This is a genomic window from Vibrio sp. OPT18, from assembly GCF_015163615.1.
In the GTDB taxonomy this organism is placed as follows: Bacteria; Pseudomonadota; Gammaproteobacteria; order Enterobacterales; family Vibrionaceae; genus Vibrio; species Vibrio coralliirubri.
The window spans coordinates 73,739-97,130 of sequence record NZ_JADDYK010000112.1 but is presented as its reverse complement, the minus strand read 5'-3'; the positions used below and the strand labels follow the sequence as shown (position 1 = coordinate 97,130).

Here is a 23,392-nt window from a genome sequence, read left to right as displayed (position 1 = left end):
TACGCCCAGTAATTCCGATTAACGCTCGCACCCTCCGTATTACCGCGGCTGCTGGCACGGAGTTAGCCGGTGCTTCTTCTGTTGCTAACGTCAAGAGACAGCGCTATTAACGCTACCCCCTTCCTCACAACTGAAAGTACTTTACAACCCGAAGGCCTTCTTCATACACGCGACATGGCTGCATCAGGCTTTCGCCCATTGTGCAATATTCCCCACTGCTGCCTCCCGTAGGAGTCTGGACCGTGTCTCAGTTCCAGTGTGGCTGATCATCCTCTCAGACCAGCTAGGGATCGTCGCCTTGGTGAGCCATTACCTCACCAACTAGCTAATCCCACCTAGGCATATCTTGACGCGAGAGGCCCGAAGGTCCCCCTCTTTGGCCCGTAGGCATTATGCGGTATTAGCCATCGTTTCCAATGGTTATCCCCCACATCAAGGCAATTTCCTAGGCATTACTCACCCGTCCGCCGCTCGACGCCCATTAACGCACCCGAAGGATTGTTAGTGTCGTTTCCGCTCGACTTGCATGTGTTAGGCCTGCCGCCAGCGTTCAATCTGAGCCATGATCAAACTCTTCAATTTAAGATTTTGTGACTCAACGAATACTGACTTCAAAACTAATATTCATGTAAACATGAACATGTAATTCTAAAGCTATTACCATTCCAACAGAATGATAATGAATTGACTGTGCCGAATAACTACAAGTAGTTAAACGTATTGGTCACTCAGTTCATTGAAATCAATTTTGATTCCGAAGAATCTGTTTTATCTAACGATAAAACGTTTTGATATTCATCAACGAGTGCCCACACAGATTGATAGGTTTAAATTGTTAAAGAGCTTCTCTTCGTTGTGACTTGCATCACTTCGGAAGAGGCGGCCATTCTAGCGATTTAATTCTCAGTGTCAAACACTTATTTGGAATTAATTCCTACTTTCTAAAAGTAGAAGCGAATCATCGCTTAAAGCTAGTTGCCTTACTAACATTCTTCGCTGAAGCCTTGTGGCGTCTGCCGTGTCAGTGAGGCGGCATTATAGAGATGCAGCTCATATTGGCAAGCAATAAATGCGTTTTTTATTGAAAAAAGAGGTTAAGCGAAGACATTTCAACCAAGGGCTTATTTATACCACTTTCACCCCAAGTTTCGAACAAATTACCCACAACGACCTGTGGATAACTACTCTCCACTATCAAAAAAGTAAGATAAACGAGCCCTAGGGTTTAGATACTCTCGAACTTGTTCAGGTAATTTGCTTGGATGAACGGCATTAACGATTTTGATCTCTTTAATAAAGAGGTCAATGATCGGGGCTTGGGTTCTTGGCACGCTAGGATCATAGATAAGTACATTTGGATAAAGCATATGTTTAGCGTTAACGGATATCACAATCCCAATCGAATCATTTGAAAGCTGTACTACGGTTCCTGGTGGGTAGACTCCCATGAACTTAACCAACAGCCCCAAGTTATCTTGGCTATATAGATGCTTGCAGCTCTTATATAAGTGGGACAGTGCCAAATACGGGATCATTTGTTGAGATTGCGCTTTACCATGACAAAGGTTATCAAATGCATTAGCCACAGCGACTATCTTGGCAAACTCATCAATCTCATGTTCTTTTAAGCCCTCGGGGTAACCAGAACCATCATTCATCTCATGATGTTGAGCGATTACCTTTTTAGCGTTTTCCGGAAAGTCATCAATTCCCGCAACGATATCCGCACCGTATTTGGTATGAAGCTTCAGGTAGTTCTCTTCAGGGATTGTCAGGGCGCTCTGCTTTCTTAGTATCGCGACTGGTATTTTGATCTTGCCTACATCGTGAAACAACGCTGCGAATGAGAGGTCTTTCAATTGCTGTGTGTTATAGCCTTTGGCCTTACCTATCATCAGTGCAACAACCGAAACATTTAGAGTATGAAAGTAAATGTCTTCGAAATCCGCTTTAGCATTCATAAGGTGCAAGGTGACGTTATCATCGCTCACTAGAGTTTCAACGATATCATCAACAAGAGCCTTAACCTCCCCTACCGCATCTAAAGGTCTGTTACGGATCTTGGTCATCACAGATCGCATTCGAGCAAGCGAACGTTCAAACTCTCTCTCGCAATGACTCACTCTGCGGCGGTAAGAGCTAAGGGTTTCGATACGCTCATGCTTATCTTTCCACATTCTTTCCGTTTCAAGGCTTACCTGTGAATCAATATCGATTTCTTGTTCACCTGAGTGGTTAACAGGTAAAGGTGAGGTATCGCTTTGACTCAGGTTTATATAGACGTGCTTAATCCCAAGATGTCGAATTACTTTTACTTGAGCGTCATCTTTGATTTTAAAGCTGTTGAATAAAAATGGGTGTTCATTCCATTTTACGGGGAGTCGTATATGCAGACCGGGCTGAATGCGATCTACGGTAATCTTTATGCTGCCCATTTTTATATATAATATTGATGATTAATCTCTATTTATAATTCTAATAAAACCAAGCAGCAATTTCACTATCCAATTTCACAGGTTCAACTTAAAGAGTCGCAGTGCACCATCCAGCGTATACCGAATTTATCTTCTACTTTGCCAAATCGAGCCCCCCAAAACGTATCTGCGAGTGGAGTCATTATCCGCCCTCCCTTCTTGAGCTTTTCAAAGATTTGTTCTTGCGTCGCGGTATCTTCAGTTACAAGAGAGAGCGCGAGATTGTTCCCTTCGAGTTCTTTTGCCTTAACACCATCAGACATCATCAGCTTCATACCAAACGCTTCGAACTCAGCATGCATAACCCAATCAGGTTGAGCTCCCTCTATTACCTGTGGTGCATCACTAAAAAGCTGCTTAGATAAAACCACACCACCAAAACACTTGTGATAAAAATCCAACGCTTCACTACAACGACCATCAAAAAATAAGTAAGGGGTTACTGTCAGCATATCTCTCTCCTCTGTTAGTCCTTTAAACATAGACAATAGATGAGAGAATGACAGGTAACATCATGATTTAAGATAATTAATTCATTATCAGATCGAATAGCGAAGGGAAATTATGGTATTTAGAAATGAAACATCAAGATCTGTCTGATTGAAGCGCAACTGCAGCGACACGCTAGATTTTAAATTCACAAACGCCTAAAACGACAAAAGGTCGCTATAAAAGCGACCTTTCTATGTTTGGTACCGGTAGGCGGATTGATTGGACAGGCACTCCTGCCGCCACCGCGAAGGCAATGTTTCCTATATCCCAGATACAACAAAGCCCCGACCATTTCTGATCAGGGCTTTATCTAAATATGGTACCGGTAGGCGGACTTGAACCGCCACGCCCGAAGGCAACGGATTTTGAAGCCGTCGCATCTATAAAAAGATTTTACTTTTTCAATTACTTAAATCATAATTAAAACCAAATTATACAACTTTTTATACAACTTTTGGGGCTTGGAATGTATCAAAAATTGGTTAAAGGTCTTGCTATCTACCGCCAAAATCACACTAAAAGCATTTATGTTCGTTTACGTGTTAACGGTAAAGAACTTAAAAAAAGTCTTGGAACATCTGATCTAGATGAAGCTATTTCAAAAGCTTGGGCTTTAAAATTTGATCTAGAAGGAATGGTTAAAGCAGGAATTGAGATATCAGTAGTTAAACGCTATACAGTTGAAAAAGCTTGTCGTTCTGTGATTTCACAATTAGAAGCTAAAAAGCCGCAAAAACCAATTTATAAAGATTATGTTTTAATATACAACAGTTTTATAATTCCTTATTTTAAAAATAAGGCGATTGAAGATCTAACAACAAAAAACATCAGATTGTATTTTGAAAGCCTTGAGCTTTCAAAGACAAGAAAAACAATTAATAAAACTTGTTTCACTCGTCTTTTTCAATTTCTTGAAGAAGAAGAATTGTTAAGTAAAAAGGATTTTCCAAGCTTACCAAAAGACATAAAAACAAGTCAATCACAAATTGGAATAGATTTTAAAGAATCCGAATTAAAAACTATTCGTGATTTTGTTTCTGGTGACGATTGGTTAGAACAACCAAACATTAATTTTAAAACTTCTGAATACCGAAAAATTTTTCCTTTTGTTTTTGATTTTCTTCTTGAGACTGGTGTTAGAACTGGTGAAGAAATGAATCACATTTGTTTTTCTGACATTTACAAAGACAAAGGAAATTATTACTGTAAAATTCGTAAGGGTAAAATTAAAAATCATTTACAAAGAGAAATAATTTTAAGTAGCAAAGCTTTAAATTGTTTAATTGAAATTGTTTCTATCACTAAAAATAAAAAAATAACGGAACAACAACTATTGAGCTTAAAGGATGGATTTATTTTTGAAAGTAGTTTTGGCAAAATTGCTGATTGGTGTAAATTGTTTGATCAAATAATTAAAACTCTTATTACTCAAAATAAAATAAAAACAAAATACACTTTGTATTCATGTAGACATACTTGTATTACTCAAATGCTTTTAAATGAGGTTGATATTTTTCTAATCGCAAAACAAGTTGGAAATAGCGTTGAAATAATCCAAAAGCATTATGATCATGTAAAACTTAAAGATAGTAAAAACATAGATACCATTCTTAATCATAACAAACAAAAAATATTCCAATTCTAACTTTGGACTTGTATTTTAATTAAATATTTAAAACTTAAAAAGTTGCACATTAGATTTAATCTTACGTTCTATGAACGTAGTTTTAAATCTAATTTTTATTTTCTTACATATATACTATTAATTTTATTGTGGCGTCACATGAACGTAATTTTTAATTTAACGTTCCAATTTTAAAAAAATAATCATAACTTTTTATTTCACGTTCGATGAACGTAGTTTCAAATGTAATAGCTTAAAATCAAAAAATAAAAGATTTCTTTTAATATCAGGTTACTTAAAAACAAACCTCAAAATCAATCAGAACAAAGCCACCGTTTAGGTGGCTTATTTGCTTTTAAATACGTCTTTTTAATTTTCTGTTTTGTTTATTTTCTTCTTTCTTAACTTCATTTTCTATATCAGGAAAATTGTTAGGCGTTAGTTTAGGTAATTCACAATTATCAAAAGTAACTAAAGGCTTTTCATTTTCTTTTTTAAAAAAATCTTTGAATTGATTCATTTGTTTTTTTAGCGTCTCAATGAATGATTTCAATTTACTAACTTCTATTTTTAATTCTTCAACTTCATTTTCCAATTTAAAGTTTTTATCTTCTTCTTTTGTCAATTCTTCCCTCAAAATTTTGTTTGAGTTTTGAAGTTTTTCAATTTCAGTTTTTAAAGGTGAAACTTCATCATTCGCCATTTTGTAGTATTCTTTTAAAGTCGTATGTTTCGCTTTACTTCCCTCTTTGTAGCTTAGTTTAAGCTTCAATTTTTTACTCATAAATTCACAATAGCTTTTTTGAAAAGCTGGTAAAGTGTTTTTATTAAAGCAATCAAAAGCGCTTAAACGTCCTTTTTGGTTTATAGGTATTACATAAAAATGGATATGTGGACTCGTTTCGTCTATGTGGAAATGAACGCTTAATAAGTTTTCTCCAAATGTTTCTTTTAAATATTCTTTTGCTGATTTAATAAAATCAATTGTATTTTGTCTATTTTCAAAATAAATTGGTGATAGCGTTAACATTCCATCCATTACTAGAACTGAACCTTTTCTCGGTTTAATTCTTTTTTCGTTAAAAAATGATTTTAATTTTTTAACCATGTTGTTCGTTCCAAATAATAGCTTATTGTATTTGGTCAGTTCTGTGTTAGCGTTCGGCGTGTCAGAGTATCTATTCGCATGAGCATTTGCTAAGTTTAAATCGTTGTAAGTTTTTATTTTCTCAAATCTCAAAATTGTTTTAATGTCTTCCATAATTGCTTTTCCTTTTTCTTTTGATTTTACGCCCCTGCGAGGCGAAACATAAAGCTTGCTTTATATAGTGAGTATAGAAACAAAGTTTCTTTCTATATATAAAGCTTCGCTTTGATTTTTATTTTCTATATATAGGAATAACATTAATTAAATTAGAATCAAATTGACTGCATAAAAAAATCTTTCTAGTGTTTAATATTTGAATATTTAAAATTAAAAATAAACATCATCTGTATAAGATTTTTTTGTTTTAATTACGAAATTATAATGCAAAATATTTTTTGGTTCTCGTGGTTTTGGAAAAATATACTCACAATCATTTTCAATTTTCAAACCTTTAAAAATATTTTTTATCGATCTGATTTGATCTTTTCTAGCCTGTTTTTTTGATATACCTAAAAAGTTAATTGCAAAATTAAAAGGCATTCTGTAGTTTGAGAAATATGATAGTTGTATATGCATTTTAATTTTACTAATTGACTTGTATGACATTATTCCCTCTAATTTTACAAACCCTGTTTTTGCTCTATTCATTTCCAATACATAAGATCTTTTTAAAACAAACTCAATTATTATATTATTTTTACCCATTTGACTTACTATTATTTGATCAAAATACGGATGTCTTATTTCACTTATTTTTTCTGCAAATTCTTTTTTTGATAACTTGAAAACATTTAATAAAGACTCTTTCTTTCTAATATTATCAAGTTCTATTTTAAATTTAACTGATAACTCTTTATTTTTGTTTATAGTATTAATTTTGTTAGCATGAGCTAACATAACCAAAACCATTTTCAATTCAAAAACATTTAAATTGAAGTATAGTTCCGCCTGTTTTTTATTGGCATTTTTAAAGCAATCACTGTTTAGTTTTACAAATGTATCTTTTTTAATCATTTTTTATATCTCTTTTTCTTGTTCGCTTGATTACAATTAATCATATATTTTAAACTTGTCAAGCGAATTGCTCCCCCCCTTAATGCGTCTTATTATTCCCCCCCTTTATAAATGCCTTATTCTCCCCCCCCTATTAATAAGAATAAATTAATAAATATTATTTTAAAGAGAACTGCAATTTACGAATTGCACTACGCCCTAGCGGTTGTTAAAAGCCAATGCGAGGTCGCTACGCTGCTCGCCGCTGGGTTCGGACCTTAGAGCGAAGTGAAAAGGTTAAATAACCACATTAAAAATTAATTTATTAAATTCATTGAAATTAATTCAACATTTCTTTTAATTGTGCTTTTTAATTTGAGACAAATAGAGAGGATTGTATTTACTTTTTTTTAAAAAACACAATGAATTACTTCCAATAAACACAACCATTTTGAAGAATGCATTTTAAAAAACCTTTAAAAATATTTTAACGCCAATAACACTAATTAATTACTGCAAAGTTTTAAACTAATTTACAACCTTATAAATGTTCATGTCTTTAATTTTAGCATTGAAGTGTAGTGAAACTTTTGAAATGTGTTTTGATTTTCTTAAAAAATATTATTTATTACAGGAGGTATCACATAAAATTTGTTATACCTCCTACTAATAAGAAATTTATAAAACAATAGAGTTTTCAAATAATTCTTGTAAACGATCTTTTTTCACTCGGATTTTTGTCCCGTGGTTATGCCGTGTTCTTGCGTCGAAATCTAAAAATAACCCACCCGTATTTAAGAGTTCAACAAGATTGTAGTTCTTAAAACCGCTTAAAATAAAAGCTTGATCGTAGAAAAACAATTTTTCATTATTAATAGGGCATTTTTTAGTTTGGCATAAAACAAAAACCGTATTGTCTAGTTTTGCCTTTATTTTTTCAGCCAAGATTTTCATGTCATACTGGACAGGCAAAACGTCTGTATAGTGAATATCTCTATTGGATAAATCAGCCAGCCAATCGGCATAAGTGCCAAACGCTTTTGATTTATCTTCTTTATATGTTTGAACCTCTTCAGGGTCAAACATAAACTCTAAAATGTCTTCATTTGCTTGAATTCTAAATCCCCGATCAGAAAATGCGTGTCCGTATGTGGTAGAACGGAAGCTCATTTCATCGTTAGGATATTTACCTCCTGCGTCTCTATGAGGCCAACCAAGCGATACACAAAGTTTTGGGACAGGGGTTTGAGGAATGGTAGGATCTGAATGTAAGAGAGTAACAAGAGCACTAGACTCTTTCTTTTGCGTTTTTAGTTCATATATACCACCAAGATCAGGTAGTGGGATATTGTTCTCTGGGACACCTAAAAGATCTTCAAGTGTGTTTCCTTGGTTCCCGTCATTACCCTGACGTGTCCCTCTATGCCATTGGTGCATTATACTTTGTAATTTTTCAATTAACTCATCAACTGTCATTTGTTTATACCGTAGAGTCCAAAAAATGGCCCCTACGATACGATCATATCTAACTAATTGAAAGGTTTATAATGCAAGTTGTTGCTGACCTGTTTCCTCTAAAAGTCGTTGTTGCGCATATTCACAATATTCAGCGGAAATTTCGATGCCTACATAATCTCTTTTTAGGTTCGTAGCTGCTATCGCTGTTGTTCCAGAACCCATAAATGGATCTAATACAATTTGTGCATTAGTTGAAGATATAACTCTTTCAATCAATTCAACTGGGAACGGTGCAGGATGATCTATACCTTTTGATTGTCCTATTTGCCAAACATCTCCGTGACCGTTCGCACCTTTAGCGAGTTTGAAGTCTTTTTTAGCAATCATATAAATAACTTCATACGTCGGAACAAAATAACCAGGATTAAAGTTAAATCCACCTTTTCGTTGCCAAATGATTATCTGACGAACAGGAAAGCCTTCAACAATGTCTTGACGATCTTGAATTAGACCTTTTTGAACTCGCCATTTGTGATTGTAGAAAATAGCACCATCATCTTTTACTACTCTCATCATTTCAGTCAAACAAGCTCTTTGCCACTCAACATACTCTTTGTGAGGCATATTATCATTATGAGTTTGATAGCCGTTGATTAATTGAGCATTCGCCCACTTACCACCACGACCATCTTTCATTCCGTTACCAGATGAGTTTTTGAGATTATAAGGGGGTGATGTAACTACTAGATCTATTGATTTTTCAGGAATTTTTTTCATTTCTTCCAGAACGTCACCACACAAAATTTTATTTTTAATGTCATCTAACGAATACATTACGCCCTCTTATCCACTACTACTAATTTGCTAACGTCATAACCCAAAGATTGAATAGTATTAAAAGCACTATCCAACGTTTTGAAGTATCGAATATTTCCTCGTTGCGTTTTGAGGTAAAATTTCTGCCCATTTTTACCTAAGAAAGTAATCATGTATCTGTTACTCTCCTCTGTGATTATTTCTACTTTTGAAATAACACCATTCTCTTGCATTAGTTTTGCATCAGACAATTCAAAGCAATCAACCATAAATCAAAAATCAACTTTTGATAATCAAAAACATAGATTTGATTTTATATGCTACGAAACAGGTCCACAAGTTTTTATTTATGCCGTGTGAGTTAAGAAAAAAAGGGAATATTAAGCCTTTTAAAAAAATAGCTTAATATCAAAGACTTAGCGTTAGATTTCATTAACAATTAAACTTTCGCTTAATTGTTAATTCTTCTACTGTGGCACTGAGAACTTCAAAACGTGTTTTGAATGTTTGAAGGGTCTAACAAATCTATGATTTGTATTTCTGAAAGCAAAAAAACCGCTCTAAAAGAGCGGTTTTTATAAATGGTGGTACCACTGGCCAGACTTGAACTGGCACGCCCGAGGGCAACGGATTTTGACTTTTATTGGACTATATCATCATCCTTATTTCTAAGGAGCTGGACGCTGTTTCACAAAGCTATTAACACTTTGTTACTTCCTGTTATTAAGCTGCATCGCTGCCGCTCAGGTAGTCTCTGAACGTTCCCACTCTGTGGGCTTCGCTGCTGATCGTCTGTCAAGAGTTCCAGCAATTCATCCAGTTTAATCGACTCTCTCTCGAGAGAAGCGGACCCATTATTTTTTTCTTTCTATTTAATAAAATAGTTTTCAGACACAAATTAATCCGTCATGTCTACCAATTCCATCACAGTGGCACAATTTATACAACTCTATACAACTTTATTATACAGAGCAAAATCAATCTAACTCATTGATTCAAGCCGATTTTATCAGGCTTAATTCATAAACACAACCGTTTTTGAATCCGTCGTGTATACCAATTTCACCATACCGGCATTATCTTGGGGCATTGCCCTTTCGATGTTTGGCATTATACGTATGCGAACTGATGTGGCAAGTATAAAAACTTGAATTCATGTGTGTTTGCCGATAATTTCGCCACTAAGTCATAAGCTGTGCGTCATGTCTCTTTTCAGGCTAAGCCTTAAACTATATTCTGACGCCTCAATTTTTAAAGAAGTAATAACACATGACATCAACAAATACTCTGCCACCAGCAGGAGTCATGCGCCGATTTGGTGCCTTGTTCTACGACGCTCTGATCGTAATCGCTATTGAAATGTTGGCGGCTGGCGTCATTGTCGCTCTGCTGCACGCGCTCATGGCTCTCGGCATTTTTAACCACAGCGGTTATGCCGATGTTAGTGACTTCTTAACCAACCATCCAATTTGGAGCCCTGCATACACCTTTTACTTAGTGGCCGTTTGGGTATATTTCTTTGTCTTCTTCTGGACTAGAGCTGGTCAAACTCTCGGTATGAGAGCTTGGAAGCTGCGCGTTCAAAACAAAGATGGCTCGGCTATCACAGTAACTCAGGCGCTGATTCGTTTAGGTACTTCAGGTTTTGGACTGGCAAACCTCTGTGTTCCATTCGATCCTGAAAAACGTGGCTTTCACGATATCTGGGCAAAGACCGAAGTCGTTGTGTTACCACAAGCACGATAATGTGATTTAAGTTAGCTCCAATCAAGATCAAAAAAGGAAGGCGTTATGCCTTCCTTTTTACTATTTACAGTTTCCGCCTCAAGAGCATGATGGCAATTCCAAGGAACACCACGCTCGGGGCTATTGCGCCAAAGGCGGGTGGTATTTGATAAACCAAACTCACTGGGCCAAAGAACTCACTGGATATATAGAAGGTAAAGCCAGCAATAACACCTGACAAAATCCTCGCACCCATGGTCACACTACGCAAAGGACCAAAGATAAACGACAGTGCCATCAACATCATAACCGCGATCGAAATTGGCTGGGTTATCTTTCTCCACAGCGCCAATTCATAGCGTGATGCGTCTTGCTCTGACGCCTTTAGGTAAGAAACATAATCATACAACCCACTTAACGACAGCTCTTCTGGTTTAACCGTTACTATCGCCAACTTATCTGGAGCTAATGATGTTTCCCAGGAGTAAGTTGGTAGGCTTTCTTTGGTAATTTGAAGTTCGTTTTCAAAAGACGTGATCTCTACATCCTTCATCGTCCACACGTTGTCTCCAACGTAATCAACTTCGTCAGAATAAATAGCGGTTTTAAGTGCCTTGTTTTCATCAAAGCGCCACATGTTCATTCCATATAACTTCTGATCATCGATTTTGACAATGAAGATGAAGTCATTGGCATCACGAGCCCAAACACCACTTTGCGTCGAGATAATATTACCACCAGCAATCGAAATGGTTCTTAAATCACGAGCCATTTTCTGCGCTTGCGGTGCCCCCCACTGACCAAGCAGTGTCACCACGATCATCAGTGGAATAGCGGTTTTAAGTACCGATAGACCGATATCCAACTTAGAGAAACCAGCTGCCTGCATAACGACAAGCTCAGAACTTGCAGCAAGCATACCAAGCCCAATCAACGCACCAAGCAATGCAGCCATTGGAAAAAACATTTCGATATCACGAGGGATACTCAGTAAAACAAAGTACAGCGCTTGTAATAGATCGTATGTACCACGGCCAACTTTTCTCAGCTGCTCTACATATTTAATGATCCCAGAGAGACCAACAAACGTCACCAATACCAGTGACGTCGTTGCGATGATGGTTCTGCCTATATATAAATCGAGAATCTTAAACACGGCTTAAGCCAACCTCTTATTCTTAAATTTTTCTTTCAAACGCCTTACTGGCACGCTATCCATAAAGTTTGCACCAATCGCGACAAATAACAATAATGCATTGATTGGCCACATGCCGATTACCGCAGGAATGCTCCCCTCTTCGATTGAAGACTTGGTTGCACTGATTGCTAAGAAATAGGTGAGATAAATCAGTATTGCTGGGCCGATTTTCGCAAAACGACCTTGTCGAGGGTTAACCGCAGACAGTGGCACGACAAGCATGGTCAACAATGGAATACAAAGTACCAAAGAAATACGCCACTGCAACTCTGCTTTCGCACTATTGTTCGAGTTGCCAATGAGTTCAAGTGTAGGAATAGCTTCCCAGTCTCGACCTTTCTTCTCAACTTCACGCTGACCAATCAGGCCTTCGTATTCTTCAAAGTGCGTCACCCTGTAGTCAAGGCGAGTCGGAACGCCTTCATGGCGAGTACCATCGTACATTACGATCACTTGGCGGCCATCGCTGAGCTCTTTTACATCGCCCGACTTCGAGAACATAACACTTGGCAGTACAGAATCACGCGGACGCATTTGAGCAACGAACACATTTTCTAACTTATTACCGTCGATATCATCGATAAACACGACAGAAGAACCATCTGGCGTACCTTCAAACTTACCTTTTGGTAGCAAATCAACGCTGTTTTCTGCGGCCACTTCTTCATACATTTGTTCAACTTTATCTTGTGACCAAGGAGATAACCAAAATGAGTTAAAGGCTGCAACAGATGCCGTAATCAAAGCGAGGTAAAGCGCAGATTGGATCAGGAATTTATTACCGATACCGGTGGCGTTCATGACCACTATTTCACTTTCAGCGTAAAGGCGGCCAAAAGTAAGCAAAATACCAATATAGATACTGAGTGGAAGCATCAATAGGCCCATCGCTGGCATATTTAAGCCAACAATCGACAATATAAGACTCGCAGGGATATCACCATCAGAGGCGTCCGCTAAAACACTGATGAATTTTTGGCTGAGAAACACGAGAAAGAGAACAAAAAAGATCGCAAATTGGCTCTTGATTGTCTCGCGGATCAAATATCTAACAATAATCACGCTCAAATTACCTATACAAAACTTGTTTTTTTGATTGAATCACTATAATTTCCCGTTGAACCTTTTATTTTTTTAAATTTTTAGCTAAGTGTTAGCGTTCTTCTTTAAGGTTAGTTCCATTATAGGATCCAACAAGTAAGAACCCATTATCTAACATTTAGTTCGATTTGTCTTCAGGATGTAGGAGTACGCATGGAGTTCAGTGTAAAAAGTGGCAGCCCAGAGAAACAGCGCAGCGCATGTATCGTTGTCGGTGTATTCGAACCGCGCCGCCTTTCTCCAGTAGCCGAGCAATTAGATAAGATTAGCGATGGCTACATTAGTTCACTGCTTCGTCGCGGTGATCTAGAGGGTAAACCTGGCCAGATGCTACTACTGCATCAAGTACCTGGTGTACTTTCAGAACGTGTTCTACTGGTAGGCTGTGGTAAAGAACGTGAGCTAGGCGAGCGTCAGTACAAAGAAATTATCCAAAAAACCATCAGCACACTAAACGAAACAGGTTCTATGGAAGCAGTATGTTTCCTTACAGAACTTCACGTTAAAGGTCGCGACACTTATTGGAAAGTTCGCCAAGCAGTAGAAGCGACTAAAGATGGTCTTTACACATTTGACCAATTCAAGAGCAACAAACCAGAGACTCGTCGCCCACTACGTAAATTGGTATTCAACGTACCAACACGTCGCGAATTGAGCCTGGGTGAGAAAGCAATCTCTCACGGCCTTGCTATTGCTTCAGGTGTAAAAGCGTCTAAAGATCTAGGCAACATGCCACCAAACATTGCAAACCCTGCTTACCTTGCTTCTCAAGCTCGTCGTTTAGCCGACGATTACGAGACAGTGAAGACTAAGATCATTGGCGAAGAAGAGATGGAAAAACTGGGTATGACATCATACCTAGCAGTTGGCCGTGGCTCTAAAAATGAATCTATGATGTCTATCATGGAATACAAAGGCGCTCCGGATCCAGATGCGAAGCCGATTGTATTAGTAGGTAAAGGTCTGACTTTCGATTCAGGCGGTATCTCGCTTAAGCCTGGTGAAGGCATGGATGAGATGAAGTACGACATGTGTGGTGCGGCGTCTGTATTCGGTACAATGAAAGCACTGGCTAAGCTGAACCTGCCAATTAACGTGGTTGGTATCCTAGCAGGTTGTGAAAACATGCCAGGCAGCAATGCTTACCGTCCAGGTGATATCCTAACGACAATGTCAGGCCAAACGGTTGAAGTACTAAACACTGATGCTGAAGGTCGCTTGGTTCTATGTGATGCTCTAACTTACGTTGAGCGTTTTGAACCAGATTGTGTTGTCGATGTTGCTACGCTAACTGGCGCATGTGTTATCGCTCTAGGTCATCACATCAGTGGCGTTCTATCGAACCACAACCCACTTTCTCACGAACTTGTTAATGCTTCTGAGCAAGCAAGTGACCGTGCATGGCGTCTACCTATGGCAGACGAGTACCATGAGCAGCTAAACAGCCCATTCGCTGATATGGCGAACATCGGTGGCCGTCCTGGCGGCACAATTACTGCTGGTTGCTTCCTGTCTAAATTCACTAAGAAGTACCACTGGGCACACATCGATAGTGCTGGTACAGCTTGGAAGTCAGGCGCAGCGAAAGGCTCGACAGGTCGTCCTGTCTCAATGCTAGTCCAATTCTTATTGAACCGCAGCGGCCAAGAGACTGAAGAGCAATCTTCAAAATAATAAAAAGGGCCTACGGGCCCTTTTTTAATAAGCGCTATTTGTTAGACCCTGTTAACCAAGTAACATTGATATCCACGATTTTCAGTTCGAGTATTAAGTATGCAGACTGCTACATTTTACATTGTGCCTTCAGACAGCCCGCAAGCCAGCGAAGATGGTTTTGCTCACTATGTGCTGTTTCTTGCTCAGCACTTTGCAAAACAAGGCGCTAAACTTTATCTCAACTGTAATGACAAAGAGCATGCCGAGCGTATTGCTGAAGTTTTCTGGCAAGTCGAGCCCAGTGAGTTTATTGCGCACAACTTGGTTGGCGAAGGCCCGAAGTATTCAACCAACATCGAAATTGGCTATCAAGGCGTAAAACATAATTGGAATCGTCAGCTCGTAATTAATCTGGCCGATAATCATACAACCTTTGCGAACGCCTTTGCTCAGGTGATAGACTTCGTCCCTTGCGAAGAAAAAGCTAAGCAACTCGCTCGAGAAAGGTATAAAATTTACCGTCAGGCTGGATATCAGCTACAAACTATCGAGATTCAACATCCATAGTCAAACCTCATAGTTAAAGCTATCTTTGGATTTAGATTCAAGAAGCTTCACTTATGAAGTTTGACCACGATTAACCATTCACAGTATCCGTTTAAGAGCACTATGGAAAAGACATACAACCCAACATCAATCGAACAAGCTCTGTATAAGACTTGGGAAGAGAAAGGCTACTTTAAGCCACACGGTGACACATCAAAAGAAGCTTACAGCATCATGATCCCGCCACCGAACGTCACTGGCAGCCTACACATGGGTCACGCGTTCCAAGATACGATCATGGATACGCTTATCCGTGCTCAACGTATGAAAGGCAAAAACACGCTTTGGCAAGTGGGTACTGACCACGCTGGTATCGCAACTCAAATGGTTGTTGAGCGTAAGATTGCTGCTGAAGAAGGTAAAACAAAACACGACTACGGCCGTGAAGCTTTCATCGACAAGATCTGGGAATGGAAAGGCGAATCAGGTGGCACGATCACTCAACAGCTTCGTCGTCTTGGTGCATCTGTAGATTGGGATCGCGAACGATTCACTATGGATGACGGCCTATCGGCTGCGACTCAAGAAGTGTTTGTTCGTCTATACGAAGAAGACCTAATCTACCGTGGTAAGCGTCTAGTAAACTGGGATCCTAAACTGCACACTGCAATCTCTGATCTTGAAGTTGAAAACAAAGACAAAAAAGGTTTCATGTGGCACTTCCGCTACCCGCTAGCGAACGGCGTTAAAACGGCTGATGGTAAAGACTACATCGTTGTTGCGACTACTCGTCCTGAAACCATGCTTGGCGATACTGGTGTTGCTGTTAACCCAGAAGATCCTCGTTACAAAGATCTTATCGGCAAAGAAATCCTACTTCCTGTTGTAAACCGTCTTATCCCTATCGTAGGCGATGAGCACGCAGACATGGAAAAAGGCACGGGTTGTGTGAAGATCACTCCAGCTCATGACTTTAACGATTACGAAGTAGGTAAGCGTAACAACCTACCGATGATCAACATCCTAACGTTCAACGCTGATATCCGTGATGCAGCTGAAGTCTTCACAACAAACGGCGAAGAAAGCGATGTTTACTCAACGGACATCCCTGCTAAGTACCAAGGCATGGAGCGTTTTGCTGCACGTAAAGCTATCGTTGCTGAATTCGATGAGCTTGGTCTTCTTGAAGAGATCAAAGATCACGACCTAACTGTCCCTTACGGCGACCGTGGTGGCGTGGTTATCGAACCAATGCTGACTGACCAATGGTACGTGCGCACAGCACCTCTTGCAGAACCTGCAGTTAAAGCCGTTGAAGATGGCCAAATCCAATTCGTACCTAAGCAGTACGAAAACATGTACTTCGCGTGGATGCGTGACGTGCAAGACTGGTGTATCTCTCGTCAACTTTGGTGGGGCCACCGTATCCCAGCATGGTACGACAACGATGGTAAAGTTTACGTAGGTCGCACTGAAGAAGAAGTTCGTGAAAAGAACAACCTAGCGCCTGTTGTTGTGCTTAAGCAAGACGACGACGTACTGGATACTTGGTTCTCTTCTGCACTTTGGACGTTCGGCACACAAGGCTGGCCTGAAGATACTGAAGCACTGAAAACATTCCACCCATCTGAAGTACTAGTATCTGGTTTTGATATTATCTTCTTCTGGGTTGCTCGTATGATCATGATGACCATGCACTTCGTGAAAGACGAAGATGGCAAAGCTCAAGTACCTTTCAAAACTGTTTACATGACGGGTCTTATCCGTGATGAAAACGGCGACAAGATGTCTAAGTCGAAAGGTAACGTACTTGACCCAATCGACATGATTGACGGCATCGGCCTTGAAGAGCTAGTAGAAAAGCGTTGTGGCAACATGATGCAACCTAAACTGGCTGCTAAGATCGAAAAAGCAACACGTAAGACTTTCGAAAATGGTATCGAACCATACGGTACTGATGCGCTACGTTTCACTCTTGCTGCTATGGCTTCAACGGGCCGTGACATCAACTGGGATATGAAGCGTCTTGAAGGTTACCGTAACTTCTGTAACAAGCTATGGAACGCAAGCCGTTACGTACTGATGAACACAGAAGAGCACGACTGTGGCATGTCACTGTCTGTAGAAGACCGTGCAAACATGGAATTCTCTCTAGCAGACAAGTGGATTGAGTCTCAGTTTGAAGTTGCAGCGAAAGAGTTTAATGCTCACCTAGACAACTACCGTCTAGACATGGCAGCAAACACGCTTTACGAATTCATCTGGAACCAATTCTGTGACTGGTACTTAGAGCTAACGAAACCTGTTCTTTGGAAAGGTACTGAAGCTCAACAACAAGCGACTCGTTACACGCTTATCACGGTTCTTGAGAAGACTCTGCGTCTTGCTCACCCTGTTCTTCCTTACATCACTGAATCTATCTGGCAGAGCGTTAAGCCGCTAGTAGACGGCGTTGAAGGCGAGACGATCATGACTCAAGCGCTTCCTCAGTTTAATGAAGATAACTTCAATGCTGAGATCGTTGACGACATCGAATGGGTTAAGACTTTCATCACCGCTATCCGTAACCTACGTGCGGAATACGACATTGCACCAAGCCAAGGCTTAGAAGTAATGATCAAGGTTGCTGATGAGAAAGATGCAGCTCGTATCGAAGCAAACAAGATCGTTCTTACTTCTCTAGCAAAACTGGACGATATTAAAGTTCTAGCGGACGGCGAAGAGACTCCAGCTTGTGCAACTAAGCTGGTTGGCAAATCTGAGCTGATGATCCCAATGGCGGGTCTTATCGACAAAGATGCTGAGCTTGCTCGTCTAGATAAAGAAGTAGCTAAGACTCACGGCGAGATTAAGCGTATCGAAGGTAAGCTAGGTAACGAAGGTTTCGTAGCTAAAGCACCAGAAGCCGTTATCGCGAAAGAGCGTGAAAAGCTTGAAGGCTACCAAGAGACTCTTGTGAAGCTTGAAGAGCAAAAAGCGACAATCGCTGCGCTTTAAAACCGAGTGAACGAGAAGGCTTCGAACTTCTCGCTCTAAATAGAAAGGTTGGTCTTGGTGACCAGCCTTTTTTATACCTCTGATTCCAATATTCCAATGCTTCTCACTCTAGCCTCACTGATTGATAGGTTTCATCTATCAAATTAATCTCTACTTCCCATTATACTTAATGATAATAATTCTCAATAATAGACCTATCGAAACAACACAACGATTGAGTAATTATCATGAAAAAGACACTAACCTTTGCTGCATTACATTTTACTATCGCATTTAGTGTCGCTTACGTACTAACAGGCGACATCTTAATTGGTAGCTTAATCGCTATGATTGAGCCCTCTGTGAATACTGTTGCCTTCTATTTTCATGAAAAGGCGTGGGCTCAAGTTCCTGCTCTTAAAGCTCGTCAGTGGATGACCAAATTAAAAACAGCAAGCTTTGCTACCATCCACTTTAGTGTTGCCTTTACCGTGGTCTACTTGTTGACTGGAGATGCTTTCATCGGCGGTGTGATGGCCTTGCTAGAGCCAACTTTAAATACCGTTGCTTACTACTTCCACGAGAAAGTCTGGTTACGAAAAGCTGAAAGCCAAACACTACAAGCTCAGTTTTGCTTACATCAACACGCTTAATTTAAAGCTCACTGAACGATTGAAGCAACCCGTTTCGAATAACAAAATTCAGCTTACCATTGACAAAGTTGCGCACCGCAATTAAATTAATTGCGGTGCGCAACTTTATTTCTTAGTTCAAAGGTAGGTAGTTATGAATTCTCAACAGTTAAGAGACTATTCTCGTCAAACGGTTCGTTTACTTGGCATGCTTGATAAGCAGTGTGGCGATGTCGACCTCACTCCAGTCCAGGCTCATACTCTTGGTGAAATCCAGTTGCAGCCAATCACCATCAACCAATTGGCGCAGCAACTCAACGTAGATAAATCCAATGCTAGCCGCACCGTCACGGGGCTGCTCAAGCTTGGCTTAGTTGAAAGCCTAGAGAATCCAGTAGACAAGCGTAGCCAATTAGTCGCCCTGACCACTCAAGGTGTTGATGCGTTATCTCAACTCGACCAGCAGCAAAGCATCTTCTTTGAAAGAGTACTCTCGACACTCAATGGCAACGAACAGCAGCTACTTAAACAAGGACTTGAGAGTTACTTAAAAGGGTTAACGAAAGTATGCCAAGCGGATGAGTTTGTATTACGCCCACTCACAGAGTCAGACAACCAACAATTAGCCGAAGTCATTCGCCAAGTTTCGGCTGAGCATGGGCTCACAGAAGATAAAGGCTATGGCGTGGCCGATCCAACACTCGATGATATGTATTCTGTCTATAGCCAGGCGAATGCAATGTACTGGGTTATCGAACATAACGGAAAGATCGTCGGAGGCGGTGGCTTTGCCCCTCTAGCAGGTAAACCCAATGTGTGTGAGCTACAAAAGATGTACTTCTTACCGCAAACTCGAGGGCATGGCCTAGCCAAGCGAATTGTCGCTTTGAGCTTAAAGCAAGCCAAGCAACTTGGGTATCAACACATGTATTTAGAAACGACGGAGTGCTTGGGTGCTGCGGTCAAACTCTATGAGAAGCTTGGGTTTGAGTATCTTGAGTCAGCTTGGGGAGAAACAGGCCACGACGCTTGTGAGGTTGTCATGGCCAAATCGTTATAAGCAGAATGCGCCGCTATAGCGAAAGAAGGTAGCACTAAAAGATTATGAATTAGCGTAAAAAGTTACTGACGCAAGAATTTGGGTTCAAGGCAACAAAAGAACTCTCTTCTTGCCCATCGAGTACCACTTCTAATGGGTATAGATGCTTGGGGTTAGGATTCTCAATATCAAAAATGATAGGCGCCTCAACCTGGAACACGACGCCAGTATGTTCAGCGCGCACATCGATCGGCATTACGAGAGTCATACCATTAAACTTGATGGATGCCGATACTAACCCCGCCTTTAGCGTTTGATAGATAACATCCACTTTAAACTCACAGCCACCACCGTGGTGCCAGATCTGCTCTGTGACAACTTGTTCTAGCTTGACGTTTCGAACGAACTGCAGGTATGGCGCTTGCCAAATCCCGATGCGTGAATCAGATTTAGCGATAGCCTGTGAAGATACAGAGTCATCCATATCCTCTTCAAGCAATAGGCTCTCCTCTTCTTCAAGGAAAAGGATCTCGAAACGGTTTCGGCCGGACTGCATATAAGGACGGATATCTTTACGGTATTCAGCTTGGCTACCATCACAATCAAAAACAGCCACACCATTAAGTCGAACTTCAGCAAAATAATCGACTCCAGCCATCACTAACTCAACAAATGGACACGCTAACATAGCGTCATCCACTTCGATGTCGTGCATCAGGTGCCACTCTTGCTCTGCAATTTCACTTTCACTCAAGCTATCAGGGAGCTTTGAGCTTAACGGAGCCGGAAAGGTGATGTCATCTTGTGGGATAGAGAGATCCGTCAGTGGCGAAATTTGCCAAAGACCATCGAGAAGCAACCGCATATCATTCCTTGAGCTAGATCAATTTTGACCGCATTATAATGAATGAATGCATATAAAGACATTTATTTTTCTGAGGGTAAAAAAATGCCAGCTCGAGGCTGGCATTTTTTAAAATTGGGAAAGAATTACTCTTCGCCTTCATCATCTTCGTCTGGGTAGATAGCATCTTCACCTTCGTAGTAAGTGCCCCAACCGTCGTAGATAATGTCAAACTTCTCTGCAAGGTTTACAAGTTTCTCAACTTGCTCATCAATCGCTTCTGCATTCAGAGTACATTGCATCGTTGCATCACAACAAAGTAGCTTATTGCCATCTTCGTCTTCTGTCTCTTCAGCTTCAAGCACTTCAAAGCCCATTTTGAATGCTTCAACAACCGCTTTCTCAAGCACATCGAAATCTTCAGCAAATAGGTGATGCTCGATATCGTATAGAGCTTCAGGATCGCTACCATCTTCAATTAATGCTGTAATGATGTCGCGAGTCTCTTCCTTTTGAAATTCAATTAATTCCGCTACTGATAGATATTCATCTTCGTGAGACATGTGTCTGCTCCAGAGTGTTGACTATGAAAAGATCAAATTTGATTGCCACGAAATATGGCACGGATCGTCCAGAAAAGCCACCCAGATCAGGCCTAGAAAGGTAAGTTTATCGCGAGATCGCAGAGCCAATATCAATTCAAAAGTGAAATCAAAATCACAGAAACAAATTTTCAACATTTTATTAACTGCGCCGTATTTTAGCATTTCGTTTTTGTGGCCACTTTAGAGCTTATTGAATAAAACTTGCGTGATTAGTCACGTTAGGTGCATACGATAAACCGCTTTTGGGGTGCATAAATCCTCAGCTTGTTATCAAAAAGTGCATAATAGTGAATAAAAAATCACGATTAATAAGCAAAATTCAATTCTAACAAGCCACGAATTGAGCATAGATCCTCAAAAACGTTGTTCGGTTCGATAGCCAGTTAGTTGGAATTTAATCTGTATAAACTTAAAAATTACAGGTTTTATGACCAATTATTAACCAAATACCTTGTATTAACTCAATCTACAAAACTTGCATATTACGGACAAGCTTGTCATAAATAGACGCTGGATTAATAGTAAGGATGCAAAATGAGTAAGCTGTACGTTGGCTCCGAAGTCGGTCAATTGAGACGAGTTCTCCTAAATAGACCTGAAAGAGCACTCACCCACCTCACCCCTTCAAACTGTCATGATCTTCTATTTGATGATGTACTTGCCGTTGAAGCCGCTGGTGAAGAACATGATGCCTTTGCAGAAACGCTGCGCAGCCAAGACGTAGAAGTGCTATTGCTGCATGACCTGCTAGTAGAAACGCTTGCCGTATCTCAGGCTCGTGAGTGGTTGCTGAATACTCAAATCTCAGATTTCCGTTATGGGCCGACTTTCGCCCGTGACTTAAGAAACTACCTTGCTCAAATGGATAATGAGCATCTAGCAACGATCTTACTCGGTGGCCTGGCTTACTCTGAGCTTCCTATCAAATCATCATCGATGCTGCCTAAAATGCATCGACCACTCGATTTCGTTATCGAGCCACTGCCTAACCACCTATTTACGCGAGATACCTCTTGCTGGGTTTACGGCGGTGTATCGCTTAACCCGATGATGAAACCTGCACGTCAACGTGAAACGAATCACCTGCGTGCTATCTACCGCTGGCACCCAGTGTTCGCAGGCCAAGATTTCATTAAGTACTTTGGTGATGAAGACCTTCACTACGACAACGCTAATATTGAAGGCGGTGACGTACTGGTTATCGGTAAAGGTGCGGTACTGGTTGGTATTTCAGAGCGTACTAAACCACAAGGTGTCGAAAACCTAGCGGCTAGCTTATTTAGATCAGGCCAAGCAACCGAAGTGATTGCGATCGATCTACCAAAACACCGCTCTTGTATGCACCTTGATACGGTGATGACGCACATGGATATCGACACGTTCTCTGTCTATCCAGAGATCGTTCGTAAAGACCTCGACACTTGGCGCTTAACGCCAAAAGAAAATGGCGAAATGCGTGTCGAGAAAGCTGAGAACTACCTGTCAGCGATTGAAGGCGCGCTAGGCCTTGATCAACTGAAGATCATCACAACCGGCGGTGATAACTACGAAGCTGAGCGTGAACAGTGGAATGACGCTAACAACGTACTGACGGTGAAACCAGGTACAGTGATTGGTTATGAGCGTAATGTTTACACCAATGAGAAATACGACAAAGCGGGTATCGAAGTTCTAACGATTCCTGGCAACGAGCTAGGCCGTGGTCGTGGCGGTGCGCGCTGTATGAGTTGCCCTATCGAAAGAGACGGTATCTAAGTCAAAGAGCTCAGTTAAACAGACTCAATAGTCTTATCTAGGCCAGTATTCATTTACTGGCCTTTTTTATCAAATTAATAAAATAAATATTCACAAATATAGCATTTTTATGTTTAACTAAGTTCTTCATTGATTCTATATACGCAAGGAGCGAGAGATGGCCTTTAATCTTCGCAATCGTAACTTTCTAAAACTTCTCGACTTTACTCCTAAAGAGATTCAGTTTTTACTCGACCTGTCTGCTGACCTAAAAAAAGCTAAGTATGCAGGTACGGAACAGAAGAAACTCAACGGCAAAAACATTGCTTTGA

Annotated in this window: 18 protein-coding genes, 1 rRNA gene and 1 pseudogene; 9 read left to right on the top strand and 11 right to left on the bottom strand. The window is 40.1% G+C overall.

Annotation, left to right across the window (positions count from 1 at the left end; all coding sequences use genetic code 11):
* The 3 genes from IQQ51_RS25630 to IQQ51_RS25620 form a co-directional block, all read right to left on the bottom strand.
* Positions 1-582: ribosomal RNA gene (locus IQQ51_RS25630) — 16S ribosomal RNA — on the bottom strand; the annotation flags it as partial.
* A 599-nt stretch (positions 583-1,181) separates the two neighbouring features.
* The gene (locus tag IQQ51_RS25625) at positions 1,182-2,435 is read right to left on the bottom strand and encodes an HD-GYP domain-containing protein (protein WP_052880358.1); all 1,254 of its coding nucleotides are present in this window, start codon (positions 2,433-2,435) and stop codon (positions 1,182-1,184) included.
* Positions 2,436-2,518: 83 nt separating this feature from the next.
* Entirely contained in the window at positions 2,519-2,926 is a 408-nt protein-coding gene (locus IQQ51_RS25620) for a VOC family protein (RefSeq protein ID WP_048605864.1), read from the bottom strand.
* Positions 2,927-3,432: 506 nt separating this feature from the next.
* On the opposite strand from IQQ51_RS25620, the gene IQQ51_RS25615 reads away from it, so the two are divergent.
* Positions 3,433-4,611 (top strand): site-specific integrase, encoded by a 1,179-nt coding sequence (locus IQQ51_RS25615; protein ID WP_193842494.1) that lies wholly within the window; start codon positions 3,433-3,435, stop codon positions 4,609-4,611.
* Between the two features lie 334 nt (positions 4,612-4,945).
* On the opposite strand, the gene mobV is transcribed toward IQQ51_RS25615, so the two are convergent.
* The 4 genes from mobV to IQQ51_RS25595 form a co-directional block, all read right to left on the bottom strand.
* Positions 4,946-5,851 carry a MobV family relaxase gene (mobV, locus tag IQQ51_RS25610; protein WP_193842493.1) on the bottom strand — a complete coding sequence of 302 codons (906 nt, stop codon included), beginning with the start codon at positions 5,849-5,851 and terminating at the stop codon, positions 4,946-4,948.
* A gap of 213 nt (positions 5,852-6,064) precedes the next feature.
* Positions 6,065-6,751: a hypothetical protein gene (locus IQQ51_RS25605; protein WP_193842492.1), complete on the bottom strand. Its 687-nt coding sequence runs from the start codon at positions 6,749-6,751 to the stop codon at positions 6,065-6,067.
* A 657-nt stretch (positions 6,752-7,408) separates the two neighbouring features.
* Positions 7,409-8,206, bottom strand: coding sequence for an MvaI/BcnI family restriction endonuclease (locus IQQ51_RS25600; RefSeq protein ID WP_193842491.1), 798 nt, complete (start codon positions 8,204-8,206; stop codon positions 7,409-7,411).
* Positions 8,207-8,272: 66 nt separating this feature from the next.
* A complete protein-coding gene (locus IQQ51_RS25595; protein ID WP_193842490.1) occupies positions 8,273-9,022 on the bottom strand; it encodes a DNA-methyltransferase in 750 nt (249 codons plus the stop codon).
* Between the two features lie 1,251 nt (positions 9,023-10,273).
* Here IQQ51_RS25595 and IQQ51_RS25590 point away from each other — a divergent pair.
* Positions 10,274-10,750, top strand: coding sequence for an RDD family protein (locus IQQ51_RS25590; protein ID WP_017058939.1), 477 nt, complete (start codon positions 10,274-10,276; stop codon positions 10,748-10,750).
* A 64-nt stretch (positions 10,751-10,814) separates the two neighbouring features.
* Here the strand turns inward: IQQ51_RS25590 and lptG are convergent, their stop codons facing one another.
* Positions 10,815-11,885 carry an LPS export ABC transporter permease LptG gene (gene lptG / locus IQQ51_RS25585; RefSeq protein ID WP_017058938.1) on the bottom strand — a complete coding sequence of 357 codons (1,071 nt, stop codon included), beginning with the start codon at positions 11,883-11,885 and terminating at the stop codon, positions 10,815-10,817.
* Between the two features lie 3 nt (positions 11,886-11,888).
* Entirely contained in the window at positions 11,889-12,989 is a 1,101-nt protein-coding gene (gene lptF, locus IQQ51_RS25580; RefSeq protein WP_086971499.1) for an LPS export ABC transporter permease LptF, read from the bottom strand.
* A gap of 192 nt (positions 12,990-13,181) precedes the next feature.
* Here lptF and pepA point away from each other — a divergent pair, with 192 nt between their 5' ends.
* From pepA to IQQ51_RS25555, 5 genes are all read left to right on the top strand, one after another.
* Positions 13,182-14,702, top strand: a complete 1,521-nt coding sequence (gene pepA, locus IQQ51_RS25575; protein ID WP_017058936.1) for a leucyl aminopeptidase — start codon at positions 13,182-13,184, stop codon at positions 14,700-14,702.
* Between the two features lie 99 nt (positions 14,703-14,801).
* Positions 14,802-15,251: a DNA polymerase III subunit chi gene (locus tag IQQ51_RS25570; RefSeq protein WP_017071288.1), complete on the top strand. Its 450-nt coding sequence runs from the start codon at positions 14,802-14,804 to the stop codon at positions 15,249-15,251.
* Between the two features lie 102 nt (positions 15,252-15,353).
* The gene (locus tag IQQ51_RS25565; RefSeq protein ID WP_052880356.1) at positions 15,354-18,227 is read left to right on the top strand and encodes a valine--tRNA ligase; all 2,874 of its coding nucleotides are present in this window, start codon (positions 15,354-15,356) and stop codon (positions 18,225-18,227) included.
* A 227-nt stretch (positions 18,228-18,454) separates the two neighbouring features.
* The gene (locus IQQ51_RS25560) at positions 18,455-18,859 is read left to right on the top strand and encodes a DUF2061 domain-containing protein (protein WP_050643245.1); all 405 of its coding nucleotides are present in this window, start codon (positions 18,455-18,457) and stop codon (positions 18,857-18,859) included.
* 133 nt (positions 18,860-18,992) lie between these two features.
* Positions 18,993-19,898 carry a bifunctional helix-turn-helix transcriptional regulator/GNAT family N-acetyltransferase gene (locus IQQ51_RS25555; RefSeq protein WP_193842489.1) on the top strand — a complete coding sequence of 302 codons (906 nt, stop codon included), beginning with the start codon at positions 18,993-18,995 and terminating at the stop codon, positions 19,896-19,898.
* Positions 19,899-19,947: 49 nt separating this feature from the next.
* Here IQQ51_RS25555 and IQQ51_RS25550 read toward each other — a convergent pair whose 3' ends face one another.
* Together IQQ51_RS25550 and rraB are read right to left on the bottom strand one after the other, a co-directional pair.
* Positions 19,948-20,742 (bottom strand): glycosyl hydrolase 2 galactose-binding domain-containing protein, encoded by a 795-nt coding sequence (locus IQQ51_RS25550; RefSeq protein ID WP_193842488.1) that lies wholly within the window; start codon positions 20,740-20,742, stop codon positions 19,948-19,950.
* A 125-nt stretch (positions 20,743-20,867) separates the two neighbouring features.
* Positions 20,868-21,284 (bottom strand): ribonuclease E inhibitor RraB, encoded by a 417-nt coding sequence (rraB, locus tag IQQ51_RS25545; RefSeq protein WP_017058930.1) that lies wholly within the window; start codon positions 21,282-21,284, stop codon positions 20,868-20,870.
* A gap of 576 nt (positions 21,285-21,860) precedes the next feature.
* On the opposite strand from rraB, the gene arcA reads away from it, so the two are divergent.
* Positions 21,861-23,081 carry an arginine deiminase gene (arcA, locus tag IQQ51_RS25540; protein WP_019821481.1) on the top strand — a complete coding sequence of 407 codons (1,221 nt, stop codon included), beginning with the start codon at positions 21,861-21,863 and terminating at the stop codon, positions 23,079-23,081.
* A 157-nt stretch (positions 23,082-23,238) separates the two neighbouring features.
* Positions 23,239-23,392 (top strand): annotated as a pseudogene (locus tag IQQ51_RS27675) (ornithine carbamoyltransferase subunit F); the annotation flags it as partial.